General features: G+C 71.4%; 13 protein-coding genes. 4 read left to right on the top strand and 9 right to left on the bottom strand.

What is annotated here, in order from left to right:
* Positions 1 to 183: 183 nt before the first annotated feature.
* The 5 genes from AX018_RS09650 to purU all read right to left on the bottom strand — a co-directional run bounded on the left by AX018_RS09650 (position 184) and on the right by purU (position 5324).
* Positions 184 to 2184: a UvrD-helicase domain-containing protein gene (locus tag AX018_RS09650; protein WP_111877076.1), complete on the bottom strand. Its 2001-nt coding sequence runs from the start codon at positions 2182 to 2184 to the stop codon at positions 184 to 186.
* Between the two features lie 88 nt (positions 2185 to 2272).
* Complete coding sequence (locus AX018_RS09645; RefSeq protein ID WP_111877075.1) at positions 2273 to 2677, bottom strand: response regulator; 405 nt, start codon at positions 2675 to 2677, stop codon at positions 2273 to 2275.
* Complete coding sequence (locus AX018_RS09640; RefSeq protein ID WP_111877129.1) at positions 2674 to 3204, bottom strand: GAF domain-containing protein; 531 nt, start codon at positions 3202 to 3204, stop codon at positions 2674 to 2676. The genes AX018_RS09645 and AX018_RS09640 overlap by 4 nt, the downstream gene beginning before the upstream one ends.
* Positions 3205 to 3337: 133 nt before the next feature.
* Positions 3338 to 4246, bottom strand: a complete 909-nt coding sequence (locus tag AX018_RS09635) for a LysR substrate-binding domain-containing protein (protein WP_111877074.1) — start codon at positions 4244 to 4246, stop codon at positions 3338 to 3340.
* 229 nt (positions 4247 to 4475) lie between these two features.
* Positions 4476 to 5324 carry a formyltetrahydrofolate deformylase gene (purU, locus tag AX018_RS09630; protein ID WP_111877073.1) on the bottom strand — a complete coding sequence of 283 codons (849 nt, stop codon included), beginning with the start codon at positions 5322 to 5324 and terminating at the stop codon, positions 4476 to 4478.
* A 52-nt stretch (positions 5325 to 5376) separates the two neighbouring features.
* Between purU and AX018_RS09625 the strand changes: the two genes are divergently transcribed.
* Both AX018_RS09625 and AX018_RS09620 read left to right on the top strand, forming a co-directional pair.
* Positions 5377 to 7335, top strand: a complete 1959-nt coding sequence (locus AX018_RS09625; RefSeq protein ID WP_111877072.1) for a putative bifunctional diguanylate cyclase/phosphodiesterase — start codon at positions 5377 to 5379, stop codon at positions 7333 to 7335.
* A gap of 53 nt (positions 7336 to 7388) precedes the next feature.
* The gene (locus AX018_RS09620) at positions 7389 to 7619 is read left to right on the top strand and encodes a hypothetical protein (protein ID WP_245951499.1); all 231 of its coding nucleotides are present in this window, start codon (positions 7389 to 7391) and stop codon (positions 7617 to 7619) included.
* Here AX018_RS09620 and AX018_RS09615 read toward each other — a convergent pair.
* From AX018_RS09615 to AX018_RS09600, 4 genes are all read right to left on the bottom strand, one after another.
* Positions 7586 to 8512: a ChaN family lipoprotein gene (locus AX018_RS09615; RefSeq protein ID WP_111877071.1), complete on the bottom strand. Its 927-nt coding sequence runs from the start codon at positions 8510 to 8512 to the stop codon at positions 7586 to 7588. The two genes, AX018_RS09620 and AX018_RS09615, sit on opposite strands and share 34 nt — an antisense overlap.
* Before the next feature lie 70 nt (positions 8513 to 8582).
* Positions 8583 to 9272 carry an amino acid ABC transporter permease gene (locus tag AX018_RS09610; RefSeq protein ID WP_111877128.1) on the bottom strand — a complete coding sequence of 230 codons (690 nt, stop codon included), beginning with the start codon at positions 9270 to 9272 and terminating at the stop codon, positions 8583 to 8585.
* The gene (locus AX018_RS09605) at positions 9272 to 10030 is read right to left on the bottom strand and encodes an amino acid ABC transporter permease (RefSeq protein WP_111877070.1); all 759 of its coding nucleotides are present in this window, start codon (positions 10028 to 10030) and stop codon (positions 9272 to 9274) included. Before AX018_RS09605 ends, AX018_RS09610 begins: the two co-directional genes overlap by 1 nt.
* A 78-nt stretch (positions 10031 to 10108) precedes the next feature.
* Positions 10109 to 10930 (bottom strand): ABC transporter substrate-binding protein, encoded by an 822-nt coding sequence (locus AX018_RS09600; protein ID WP_111877069.1) that lies wholly within the window; start codon positions 10928 to 10930, stop codon positions 10109 to 10111.
* Positions 10931 to 11173: 243 nt separating this feature from the next.
* Here AX018_RS09600 and AX018_RS09595 point away from each other — a divergent pair, with 243 nt between their 5' ends.
* Positions 11174 to 12490 (top strand): MFS transporter, encoded by a 1317-nt coding sequence (locus AX018_RS09595; protein ID WP_245951498.1) that lies wholly within the window; start codon positions 11174 to 11176, stop codon positions 12488 to 12490.
* 17 nt (positions 12491 to 12507) lie between these two features.
* Positions 12508 to 12750, top strand: coding sequence for a hypothetical protein (locus AX018_RS09590; RefSeq protein ID WP_111877068.1), 243 nt, complete (start codon positions 12508 to 12510; stop codon positions 12748 to 12750).
* The last annotated feature ends 89 nt before the right edge of the window (positions 12751 to 12839 follow it).

Below are 12839 nucleotides of genomic sequence, written 5' to 3'. Positions count from 1 at the left end.
TATGGGCCAGCGCCGCAACGCCGCAGACCGCTCGCACACGCCACTGCCCTTCGGGTTGGAGCGAAATCGGGCGATTGCACGCCCCGGCTGCTGGCATGGGCATGAGCCCATGCGGCGCATCCGAGGCATCCACTCATCCCGATTGCGCTCCAACGCGACCCCTGCGAGATCGTGAACACGTTCTCAGACCGGCCCGGGGCTGACGGGGCGGCCCGCGCTCTCCAGCAGCCACAGGCGCCGGGTGCTGCGCGTCATGGCGACGTAGAGCATGTTGCGCTCGCGCAGGGCGTCCGCCCCGGAGGCGCTGCGTGGAAAGCGCCCCCGCTCCACGAAGGGAACGGCCACGTAGTCGTACTCATGCCCCTTGCAGCGCTCCACGGTGAGCAGTTGCAGGCTGGGCGCTTGCTGCCGCCGGTGCTGGTCGATGCTGGCGCCGACCAGGGGCGCGAGGCGGCCCAGGAAGGCATCGACGGACAGCCCCGCGCAGATGCGGGCCAGCGCCTGCAGGCTGTCCTGGCAGGAGCGCCGCTCCTGCGGGCTGAGCGGGGCCTGGGCGAAGAACTCGCGCACGAGCGGGTGCCGGCACAGCCGCCCCGCATCCGCGCAGGCCTCGGGGGGCAGTTCCAGCAGTTGCTCGCAGGGGCGCGAAGCCACGGGAGCGTTCGGGTCGAAGCTGCCGCGGGCCAGGAAACGGCGCAGCAGCGGCTTCTGGCCGACGAGGTCCACCGCCACGGCCCGGGTGTTCACCTCCACGGGGGAGTCGCGCTCCAGCGCGTCCATGTCGAAGAAGCCGTTGGCCAGCACATCGGGGTCGGGCTGGCTGGCGCGCCGCACATACCGCAGCAGGCCTTCGATGGCGTTGCTCACGATGCCCTGCGTGAGCCGCAGGCCTTCGCTGCAGCCCTGCATGGCCCACATGAGGGTGAGCAGCAGCGCGACCTCGCGGCGCTGGTAGAAGTGCTTCATCCCTTTGCAGGTGTAGTGCACGCCTTCCTGGGCGAACATCCATTCGAGCAGGATCGAATCCTCCGGCGACCGCAGGATCACGTGCAGGCACGGCGGGGTGCCGCCGGGCTCCCGGGGCGGCTGGCGCTGCACCGTGCCGTGGATCGCCAGCAGCTGCCGGGCGCAATCCTTGTCGTCCGTGTAGCTGCGCGGCTCGAACCATGCGGCCTTGTCGCGGTAATACGCCGAGAACTCCACGCCGAAGAGGGGGTTGAGCCCGCGGCAGATCGCATCGCCGAAGCGGTAGGTCGTGCGGATCTCGGCCACCTGGGTGTCCGCGGGCAGTTCCTGCCGGATACGGGAGAGGCTGTCGCCGAAGACCGAGAAGGCCCCGGGCCGGATGTGCTGGTTGAAGTCGCCCGCGCCCACGAACAGGCCGTTGCCGCCGCGCACGAGGTGGCGCAGCACCAGCATGGCGGCGTTGTCCAGGTCCTGCAGCTCATCGAAAAGGACCGCGTCGAAGCGGCCCGCCAGCGGCGCGAAGACGTCCTCGAAATCCAGCGCGCCGAGCTGCGTGGCGATCTCGTAGGTGCAGTCGCCGGGGGCGTAGAACAGGGGCTCGTCGTTCAGTCCGCGCCGCAGCCGTTCGTAGCGCACCAGGAGCTGGTAGAGCCCGTAGTCCAGTTCGTGCTCGCGGCAGTATGGCAGGGCGCCCAGGCCGGAGTTTTCCCTGTCGCGCAGCAGCATCTGCTGCTTGGCCCGGGCCTCGAAATCCAGGAAGGCCTGCACGTCCAGTTCATGCGAGAGGAAGTCGCCGAGTTCGGGCGCGTCGCCACGGCGCGGGTCGTGGGCGAGCGCGCCGTAGGCCTGGCGCACCAGCAGGTTGCGCTGCAGGGGTTCCGTGACGTGCACCAGCGCGGCACCCTGCTTTTCGAGCACCTGGGCGCACAGCTGCTCCACGGTCATGATCTGCAGCTGGCGCGGGATGGGCGAAACGAATGTTCCCAGGCGCTGCGCGATGGCGGCCAGCCCCGATTCCGAGTAGGCGAGCATCAGGATGCGGCCCATGCCCTTGTGGCGGATGAGGTCTGCGGCCTTGATGGCCAGGGTGGTGGTCTTTCCCGTGCCTGCCAGGGCGCTGATCAGGACCGAACTCGCGGTGGCGTTGAGTACCTCGTTCTGTTCGAGCGTCGGGTATCTTTTCTGAAAACTGGCGTCGTGCGGCACGGTCATGGACATGGGGGCAAAAGAGGTGGCATGCGTGAGAGCCCGTTCACGGTCCCGCAGACCCCGCTGCGCGGCGCCTGGGAGATCGGCAACGGGCTTCTTATGGCCGGGGCGTGCCGAGCATCGCCTGCACCCGCTCCAGCAGCGCGCCGATCTTGAACGGCTTGTGCAGCGTGCCGATGACGCCCATCGACTGGCGCCACGCATCGCGGTCGGGCTCGTGCACCGAGGTGATGGCGATCACGGGGGTCTGCGGCGGGCTGGCGAACGCGCCCTCGCGCAGCCGGCTCAGCAGGTCCGAGGCGATGGCGTTGTCGTCGCAGTCGATCACCAGCCCGGAGAACGTCCGGGCGCCGAGCAGCGGCACGGCGCGCTCGATGCTCGTCGCCTCGTGGAACTCCACCAGTTCCAGTTCGCGGGCCACCGCGACGATGGTGCGGCGCAGCACGAACTGCGGCTCGACCAGCAGCAGGGGCTGGCGGGCAAGGGTGCGTCCCGGGCTCATGGCTCGCCCTCCTCGCCGGCGATGGCTTCGTTGATGAGCTGCTGCAGGGCATGGAGCACCGCGATCTCGGTGCCGTTCAGCGCGCGCGGCTCGGTGTCGAGCACGCACAGCGTGCCGATGCGCTCGCCGCCCGGCGCCTGCAGCGGCGCGCCGGCGTAGAAGCGGATGTGGGCCTCGCCGGTCACCATCGGGTTGCCGGCGAACCGGTGGTCGAGCCGCGCGTCCTCGACGATGAAGACTTCGGGCTGCAGGATGGCGTGCGCGCAGAACGAGATGTCGCGCGCGGTCTCCTCCAGCGCGATGCCGATGCGCGACTTGAACCACTGGCGTTGCTCGTCCACCAGGCTGACGAGGGCCATGGGCGCGTCCAGCTGTTCGGCGGCAAAGCGCACCACGCGATCGAAGCGCTCCTCGGGGGAGGTGTCCAGCAGCATGAGATCGCGCAGGGCCCGCAGGCGCTCGGCCTCGTTGTCGGGCAGCGGCGCGGGGACGAAGGGGGGCGGTGGCGGCGGTGGGGCGTCGGGCATGGCGGCATTGTCGCCATCCTGCCGGCGGCGTGCCATCCCGGGGGCGACGGAGAGGCAGGATGTTTGCTATTGAATATATAGCTGAAAACGCAATGGATACGGCGACATGGTGGCGATTTGGGCCAAAAATCACTCACCCCATGGTTTTGCGCAGCCATTCCGTGAAGGCGGCGCACTCCCAGCGGTCCATGGTGCCGGTGCGCCAGCACAGGTAGTGCGCGTGGGGGCTGGGCGCATCGAGCGGGAAGAGCCGCACGAGGGTGCCGTTCTCCAGCCAGGGCGCGCCGAGCTTCAGGCGCACCAGCGCCACGCCCATGCCGGCGGAGGCGGCGTCGCACATGAGGCCGATGTCGTTGAACTGCGAGCCCTCGGAGGGCTCGGGCCAGTCGAGCCCGGCGGCGGCGAACCAGGTGCGCCAGGGCTCCAGCGGGCTGCGCAGCAGGGCCGCGGCTTCGAGGTCGGCGGGCCGCTCGAAGGGGCCGTGCTCGCGCAGGAAGGCCGGCGAGGCCAGGGGCGTGACCACGTCGCGCGCCAGCTCCACGTGCTCCATGTCGGCATAGTGGCCGGGGCCGAAGCGCACGATCAGGTCGGCGTCCTCGGCCACCACGTCCAGCAGCGGGATGGAGACCTGCAGGGCCAGGTCGATCTCGGGGTAGGCCTCGGTGAACTGCCGCAGCCGCGGGATCAGGATGGCCCGCGCGAAGGTGGGCGTGACGGCCAGCTTGAGCCGCCGCTTGCCCGGCGCGGCCGCCGCGCCCGGAAAGCGCTGCAGCGCACCCAGGCCCTCGCGCACGTGGGCCAGGTAGGCGCTGCCCTCGGTGGTGAGCGAGAAATCCGCCCGCCCGAAGAGCCGCACGCCCAGGATCTGCTCCAGCTGGCGCACGCGGTGGCTCACGGCGCTGGGCGTCACGCACAGCTCGTCGGCCGTCTGCGTCACGCTGCGCAGCCGCGCCAGCGCCTCGAAGGTGAGCAGGCACTGGATCGGCGGGATGCGCTGGGCGGTGTTTCTGGAAAATGGCGAAGCGGTGTTAGCGGACGCCATCTCATTGATCCGTTGTGCCGTGCACTATCCCCAGTGCATGCCACTGGCGCGGCCCAGGCCAGGGCCGCCGTGCAAGGGCTGCCCCGCCGCCCCGGCGCTGCGCGCTGCCCGTCAGAAGGCCGCGGAGCAGGCTACACCCGCAGCCACCGCGGAACCGGCTTCGCCGGGCCGCCAGTGGCGTCCCCCTGGAGGGGGAAGGCGCGAAGCGACACAGGGGGGGAGGCATGCTCTAGCGGAAGATCACGGTCTTGTGGCCGTTGAGCAGCACGCGGTGCTCGGTGTGCCACTTCACGGCGCGCGCGAGCACCTGGCTCTCGGTGTCGCGGCCGCGCGCGGTGAGGTCTTCCACCGTGTCGGTGTGGTCGGCGCGGGCCACGTCCTGCTCGATGATCGGGCCTTCGTCCAGGTCGGCCGTCACGTAGTGCGCGGTGGCGCCGATCAGCTTCACGCCCCGGTCGTGCGCCTGGTAATACGGCTTGGCGCCCTTGAAGCTGGGCAGGAAGCTGTGGTGGATGTTGATCGCGCGGCCCTCCAGCTTGCGGCACAGGTCGTCGGAGAGCACCTGCATGTAGCGCGCCAGCACCACCAGCTCGGCGCCTTCCTGCTGGATGATCTCGTGCTGCCGGGCCTCGGCCTGGGGCTTGTTGTCCTTGGTGACCGGGATGTGGTGGAAGGGCACGTTGTAGCTGGCCGCGAGCTGGTAGAAATCGCGGTGGTTGCTGATGATGGCGCAGATGTGCACCGGCAGCAGGCCCGACTTCCAGCGGAACAGCAGGTCGTTCAGGCAGTGGCCCTCGCGGCTGACCATGATGACGGTCTTCATGGGCTCGCTCGCGGCGTGCAGGCTCCAGTGCATGCGGTGCGGCTCGGCGAAGGCCGTGAGCCGCTCGCGCAGGCCGGCCTGGTCGTAGGCACCGCAGGCGAAGCGCACGCGCATGAAGAACAGGCCCGTGGCGTGGTCGTTGTACTGGGCGGCCTCCTCGATGTTGCCGCCATGCTCCAGCAGGAAGCCGGAAACCGCATGCACCAGCCCGAGCTTGTCGGGGCAGGACAGGGTGAGAATATAGGCTTGGGTCATAGCGGGGCGATTGTCGCAGCACGGCCCGCAGAAACGCGGAGCAAGGAATTCGATGAACGAGGAGCAGGGGGCCGTGCCCCGCGGCGAGACGGAGGCGATGGCCGGCGGATGGATGCCGGCCGGCCTGCTCCTGTACGCGGCCGCCGGGCTCGCGTGGGTGGCTGGCGCGCAGGACGTGCTGCCCGCCGGCAGCGGCATGCGGATCGCGCTGGAGGCCGCCTTCGTGCTGGCACCCGCGGCCTGCGGCGTGTGGGCCCTGCGGCGCTGGCGCGCGCGGGGCCGCGAGATGGCCGTGCTGGCCGACGGCGCCCGCCGGGCCGGCGAGCGCCTGCGGCTCGCCGCCACGGTGGTGGACAACGCGGCCGAGGGCATGGTGGTGACCGATGCGCAGAGCCGCATCCTGTCGGTGAACGCCGCCTTCACCCGCCTCATGGGCTACAGCGAGGCCGAGCTGCTGGGCCGCACGCCCCGGCTCTTCAAGTCGGGCCGCCATGGCCGCGCCTTCTACGAGGCCCTGTGGGGCGAGCTGGGCCGCACCGGCCACTGGCAGGGCGAGATCTGGAACCGCCGCAAGAACGGCGAGGTGTTCCCCGAGCGCATGTCGCTGTCCAGCGTGCGCGGCGAGCGGGGCGAGGTCACCCACTACGTGTGCCTGTTCACCGACATCTCGCAGGAGCACGAGCAGCGCCGGCGCCTGGAGGTGCTGGCCCACACCGATCCGCTCACGGGGCTGCCCAACCGGGGCTTCTTCTCCCGCCAGCTCGACGAGGCGATGGCGCAGGCCCGCACGCGCCGCGAGCCGCTGGCCGTGCTGCTGGTCAACCTGGACGGCTTCAAGGATGTGAACGACAGCTACGGCCATGCCGTGGGCGACGAGGTGCTGCGCCACATCGCCGCCCGCGTGCAGGGCGCGCTCCGGCCGGGCGACATGGCGGGGCGCCTGGAGGGCGACGAGCTGGGCGTGATCGCGCGGCGCGTGGAGGGGGCGCAGGGCGCGGTGGAGATCGCGCGCGGCCTGCTCGCCGCGCTGGCCGAGCCCTGGCGCTCGCCCGACGGCTTCGAGGTGGTGGCCTCCGCGGGCGTGGGCATCTGCCTCTTTCCCGACCATGGCGACAGCCCCGAGGCGCTGCTGCAGGGCGCGCATGCCGCCGTCTACGGCGCCAAGGCGCAGGGGCGCTTCTTCGACGAGCGCCTCACCCAGGCCGCGCGCGAGCGGCTCGTGCTGGAGGCGCGCCTGCGCACCGCGCTCGCGCAGGGCCAGTTCGCGCTGCACTACCAGCCGCAGGTGGACATCGCCTCGGGCCGCATCGTGGGCGCCGAGGCGCTGGTGCGCTGGATCGACCCGCAGGAGGGCCCGATCCCGCCCGACCGCTTCATCCCCGTGGCCGAGCAGACGGGCATCATCGGCCCGCTGGGCGAATGGGTCATGCGCGAGGCCTGCCGGCAGGCCCAGCGCTGGCGCGAGGCCGGGCTGCCCGAACTGACGATGGCGGTGAACATCTCGCCGCGCCAGTTCCACCTGACCGACCTCGCGGGCTGCGCGGCCCTGGCGCTGGCGGACACGGGTTTCCCGTCCACGCTGCTGGAGCTGGAGATCACCGAGGGCGCGCTCGCCGAGCGCCCCGACGAGGCCCGGCAGGTGCTGCTGCGCCTGCGCGGACTGGGGCTGCGGCTGGCGATCGACGACTTCGGCACGGGCTATTCGTCGCTCGCGCACCTCAAGCGCTTCCCGATCGACGTGCTCAAGATCGACAAGGGCTTCATCCGCGACCTGCCGCAAAGCGCGGACGACACGGCCATCTGCGCGGCCATCATCGCCATGGGGCACAGCCTGGGGATGGCGGTGCTGGCCGAGGGCGTGGAGACGCCCGCGCAACTGGATTTCCTGCGCGGGCGGGGCTGCGACCGCTACCAGGGCTACCTGTGCCACCGGCCCGTGCCCGCCGAGGCCTTCGCCGCGCTGCTCCAGGCGCGGCGGGTGGTTGACGCACCGATTGCTGCATTGCAGTAATCGCGGCCGTTCCGGGCGGCGGGCTTCCCGCCGCCAGCTACACCGTGTACGTGGTGTGCACGCGCCGCGCCCGGGCCGAGGTGCGCGAGCGCATGGTGGCGCTGCTGGAGGCCGCCAACTACCCCGTGCGCGACGTGGGCCAGCACGCCTCCGGCCGCACCGAGATCGAGGCCACGCTCTACGCGATGGCGGGGGAGGCCGACGCGCTGAACGCCGCCATGGCGGAGATCGAGCGCCTGCCCGGCGTGCTTCAGGTGTTCTGGAACGCCGGCTCGGAGGTGTGACGGGCGCGCGGCCCGGCGCCGGCGGGTGCGGGCGGGCGCAGCGCCGCGCAGTGGTCCTGGGGCGGCAGCGCAGGCGTGGGCAGGACGAGGTCCGCCGCGCGGGACGGCCAGGCCTCCTGCGCGGACTGCGGCTGGGCGATGAGCACCCGGGCGCGGACGTCGCCGCCCCAGTGCGTGGGCACGCCCAGGTCGCGCCGCACGTGGCCCGCGCCGGCCACCAGCAGCACCGTCTGGCCGGGCCGGCGCGCATCGGCGGCGGTGCGCGCCAGGCTGGCGTCGCGCGCGATCTGGATGCGCGCCATGGCGGGCAACTGCGCCTCGGGCAGCAGCCCGCAGTGGCCCTCGCGCAGCGTGGCGATCTGCTGCCGGAAGCCGCCCGCGGGCAGGTGCACATCCCAGGCACTGTCGTGCATGGCATCGCGCATCCGCGCGCGCGGCAGGTTGCCGCCCAGCACGGGCACGCCGGCGCGCACGGCCTCCATCGCCGCGGGGCCGTAGCGCGTCCAGGGCCAGGCCTTGTCGTTCCAGGCCAGGGCCTCGCGCACGGCGGCCTCGGAGGCCTCGCGCGGCAGGCCCGCCGTGCCGTGGCCCGCCTCGGCCATCTCCATCACCAGCGCCGCGAGCTGGCCGCGCCCGGCCAGCGTGGCCACGGCCTCGCGCTGCAGGCGCTGGTGGTCGGGCGCGTCGTGCTGCTCGCCGATCAGCAGCACGTCGGCGGGCAGCAGCGCCTGCCAGTCGGTGGTGGAGGGCGTGGCCCGGGGCGTGCCGCCGCAGGCCGCCAGCAACGCCAGGGCGGCGATGGCGGCAAGGCGCGCGGCCGTCCGGCGGGGCCGGGCCAGGGCGGGTGCGAGAGCGGGATGGGGAGCGGAAAGGGGCGGTGTGAGATCGCGCATGCCCCGATGCTACGCGGCGGCCGCACGCGGCGTGAGCGCGCGAGCACGTTCCGGGCGCGCGGGCGGGCCGTCAGCGTGCCAGCGGCACCGCGCCGCGTGCCGCTGCGGCCCGCGCGCCCAGGTCCAGCGCGCTGCACAGCAGCCAGTAGAGCAGGGCGACGAAGCCAAAGATCTCGGCCGGGGCGATCATCACGCGCGCATTGACCTGCGTGGCCAGGAACGAGAGCTCATGGACGCCCACGATGTAGGCGAGCGAGCTGTCCTTGATGAGCGTGACCCACTGGTTGATGAAGGACGGCAGCATCATGCGCAGCGCTTGCGGCAGCACCACGTGGCGCAGCGCCCCCCAGCGCGTGAAGCCCATCGCCAGCCCCGCCGTCCACTGCCCCTCGCCCACGCCCCGGATGCCCGCGGCCACGCCGTGGGCCAGGTAGGCGCCGCTCACCAGCGCGAGCGCCGCCATCACCGACAGCACGCCCGGCACGTCGATGCCCAGCCACAGCGGCAGCAGGAAATAGGTCCAGAAGATCAGCATCAGCACGGGAATGGCGCGCAGGAAGCCCAGCACCGCCGTGAGCAGGTGCAGGGCCGGGCCGTGCAGCAGCACCAGCAGCACGCCCAGCCCCAGGCCGAGCGCGGCCGACGCGATGCCCGAGCCGGCGCTCAGCAGCAGCGTGAGCAGCGCGCCGCCCGGCGGCCCTTCGGGGAAGGTGCCCCACAGCAGGTAGCCCAGGTCGTCGCGCAGGAACGAGAAATCCATCACGCTGCCCCGCGCCGAGCACCCGCCGCGCGGCACACCGCCATCCGGCCCAGCGCCGCCAGCAGCGCGATGGCCGCGATGTACAGCACCGTGGCCAGGCCGTAGACCTGGAAGGTCTTCCAGGTTTCGGCCTCCACCTGGCGTGCGCGGTACGACAGCTCCGCCAGGCCGATGGCCATGCCCAGCGAGGTGTTCTTGAGGATGTTCATGGCCTGCCCGGTCAGCGGTGGCGCGGCGATGCGCAGGGCCTGCGGCAGCACCACGTGCCGCAGCGCCTGCCAGGGCGTGAAGCCCAGCGCCTGCGCCGCCGCGCGCTGGCCGCGCGGCACGCCGCGCAGGCCCGAGCGGATGTCCTCGCCCACGTAGGCGGCCGAATAGAGCGCCAGCCCGGCGAGGGCCGCGAGAAACTCGAACGAAGGCCAGCGCGCGATCACCGTGCCATGCAGGGTCAGCGCATGCGCGCCGTTGAGCCATTCGAGCGTGCCCTCGGGCAGCAGGGCCGGCAGGCCGAAGTACCAGAACAGCAACTGCACCAGCAGCGGCGTGTTGCGCACCAGCGAGAGATAGATCCCCGTGGCGCGCACCAGCGCCGCGCGGCCGCTCTCGCGCGCGGTGGCCAGCAGCGTGCCCAGCACGGCCGAGGCCGCGATCACCAGCAGCGCGGACCACAGCGTCATCAGCCAGCCGTCGAGCAGCCAGCCCAGGTAGCGGGGCGCGAGCAGCAGCTCCTGCAGCGCCGGGAGGGAAACGTCAGGCATCGGAAAAAGGGCGGCGGCCCTGCCCGGAGGCGGCCGCCGCGGTGTCGCGGGAGGGACAGTGGCCGGGCGCGCGCGCCGTCAGGACGGGTCGCCGATCTTGAAGATGCGCTGCAGCGGCGTCTTGGTGGCGGGGCCGAACCAGGCGTCGTGGATCTTCTGCGCGCGGCCATCGGCCTCCAGGTCGCGCAGCGCCGTGTTCACGGCCTCCGTCAGCGCCGTCTCGCCCTTGGGGATGCCCACGCCGATGAAGTCCTGCGAGATCGCGAAGGGCGGGATCTCGTACTTGTCGCGGTCGGGCACCGTGGCCAGCAGGCCGATGAGCTTGGGCCCATCCTGCGAGATGGCCTGCACGTTGCCGTTGCGCAGCGCCGCGAAGGCGAAGGGCGTGTCGTCGTAGGCCACGAGCGTCGCCTGGGGGTACTTCTGGCGCAGCTGGATCTCGTTGGTCGTGCCCTTGTCCACGCCGATGCGCAGCGCGTTCAGCTGGTCGGGCGATTTCAGGGTGCCTTTCTTCGCGATGAACTGGGTGCCCGAGGCGAAGTAGGGCGTGCTGAAGTTGACGACCTTGGCGCGCTCCTCGGTGATGGTGAAGTTGGCCAGCACCAGGTCCACCTTGCCCGAGGTGAGCAGCGGGATGCGGTTGGCCGGGTTGGTGGGCACGATCTCCAGCTTCACGCCCAGCGCCTTGGCCAGCTCGGCCGCCACGTCCACGTCCAGCCCGACGATCCTGCGGGTCTTGGGGTCCACCTGGCCGAACGGCGGGTTGGCGTCGAACGCGGCCACGCGCACCACGCCGGCCTTCCTGACGTCGTCGAGCCGGTCGGCCCACGCGAAGGTGGATGCGGCCGCCAGGGCCGTGAGCAGCACGGCATGGCGGCGGAGTTTCTGGAACGGGGTCATGCGGGAGTCCTCCTGGTGAACTGGTTTTTTGGAACGCTGGGGCGTTGGCGGCCCGCCGCTGCGGCGGAGCCGTGGCCCGTGGAGCCGATCTTAGGAAGCGCAGGCCGGGCTGCATTGGAGGAAAGTGGATAAGGGTATGCGCGGAGGCATTGCTCTTGCGGAGGATGTGCGGCCCGCCCCGTTCGTGGGACCATGCGTCCATGCCCCCGGATCACCCAGGGGAGCTTCTCAAGGACGATCGCCATGGTCCACCTCAGCGCCACAGCCCCAGCCCGCGGCGGCAGCAGCCCCGCGCCCCTGCCTTCCATCACGGATTCCGACCGCAAGGCCTGGTCGGTGCTCGCCGCGAGCACGCTGGCCTTCACCGTGTGCTTCATGGTCTGGATGATGTTCGGCGTCATCGGCATCCCGATCAAGAAGATGCTGAACCTGAACGCCACGCAGTTCGGCCTGCTCATGGCCATGCCGGTGCTCACGGGCTCGCTCGTGCGCGTGCCGCTGGGTATCTGGACCGATCGTTACGGCGGCCGCATCGTGATGGCCTGCCTCATGGCGGCCACGGTGCCGGCCATCTGGTTCATGGGATACGCCACCCAGTACTGGCATTTCCTCGTGGCGGGTCTGTTCGTCGGGCTGGCCGGCGGCTCGTTCTCGGTGGGCACGCCCTACGTGGCGCGCTGGTTCCCGAAGGAGCGCCAGGGCACGGCCATGGGCATCTACGGCGCGGGCAACTCGGGCGCGGCGGTGAACAAGTTCGTGGCGCCCGCGATCCTCGTGGCCTTCGGCTGGGCGGCCGTGCCGCACGTGTATGCGGCCATCATGCTCGGCACGCTGGTGCTGTTCTGGCTGTTCAGCCACAGCGATCCGGCGCACCGCGTGCCCGGCCACGTGACCTTCATGGACCAGCTCCAGGCGCTGAAGGACCCGCGCGTGCTCAAGTACTGCCAGTACTACAGCATCGTGTTCGGCGGCTACGTGGCGCTCTCGCTCTGGATGGTGCAGTACTACGTGGGCGAGTACGGCCTGGACATCCGCACGGCCGCGCTGCTCGCCGCCTGCTTCTCGCTGCCCGGCGGCGTGCTGCGCGCCATCGGCGGCGCGCTCAGCGACCGATACGGCGCCCACAGCGTGACCTGGTGGGTGCTGTGGGTGAGCTGGGTGTGCCTGTTCGTGCTGTCGTACCCGCAGACCGACTTCACCGTGCTCACCGTGGACGGGCCGCGCAGCTTCCACATCGGCCTGAACGTGTACGTGTTCACCGGGCTCATGTTCGTGCTCGGCATCGCCTGGGCCTTCGGCAAGGCGAGCGTGTTCAAGTACATCAGCGACGACTATCCCGCCAACATCGGCGCCATCAGCGGCATCGTGGGGCTGGCCGGCGGCCTGGGCGGCTTCGTGCTGCCCATCCAGTTCGGCCTGCTCATGGACTGGACGGGCGTACGCTCCAGCGCCTTCATGCTGATGTTCGGCGTGGTGTGGGTGTCGCTGGTCTGGATGTATTTCACCGAGGTGCGCCGCACCGGCGTGGTGGATGCCCGCGCCAGCGCGGCGGGCCGCTGAGCGAAGGGGCCACAGCCATGCCGCCTTCCTCCAGCGCCCGCGCCGGGAGCACCCTCACCCTCTGGACCCCCGAGGACCAGGAGTTCTGGGGGACCGAGTGCCAGGCCATCGCGCGCCTGAACCTCTGGATCCCGGCGCCCGCGCTGTGCCTCGGCTTCGCCGTGCAGGACCCCACCACCCGCGACCCGAAGACGCTGCTGCTCGCGTCGCTGTGCGCCCTGCGCCGAGCACGGCGGGCAAGTCCTTTGCGGCGACATTGACATAGCCCAGTACGGCGCGCGTGCGCAGGAGTAGAAAGGCGGTTTCGCCGTGTTCCGGCGCGGTCCACGCGCCGTCTCAGGAAACTGGA

The organism is Paracidovorax anthurii, assembly GCF_003269065.1.
GTDB classification, from domain to species: domain Bacteria; phylum Pseudomonadota; class Gammaproteobacteria; order Burkholderiales; family Burkholderiaceae_C; genus Paracidovorax; species Paracidovorax anthurii.
This window is presented reverse-complemented; position numbering and strand designations above follow the sequence as displayed.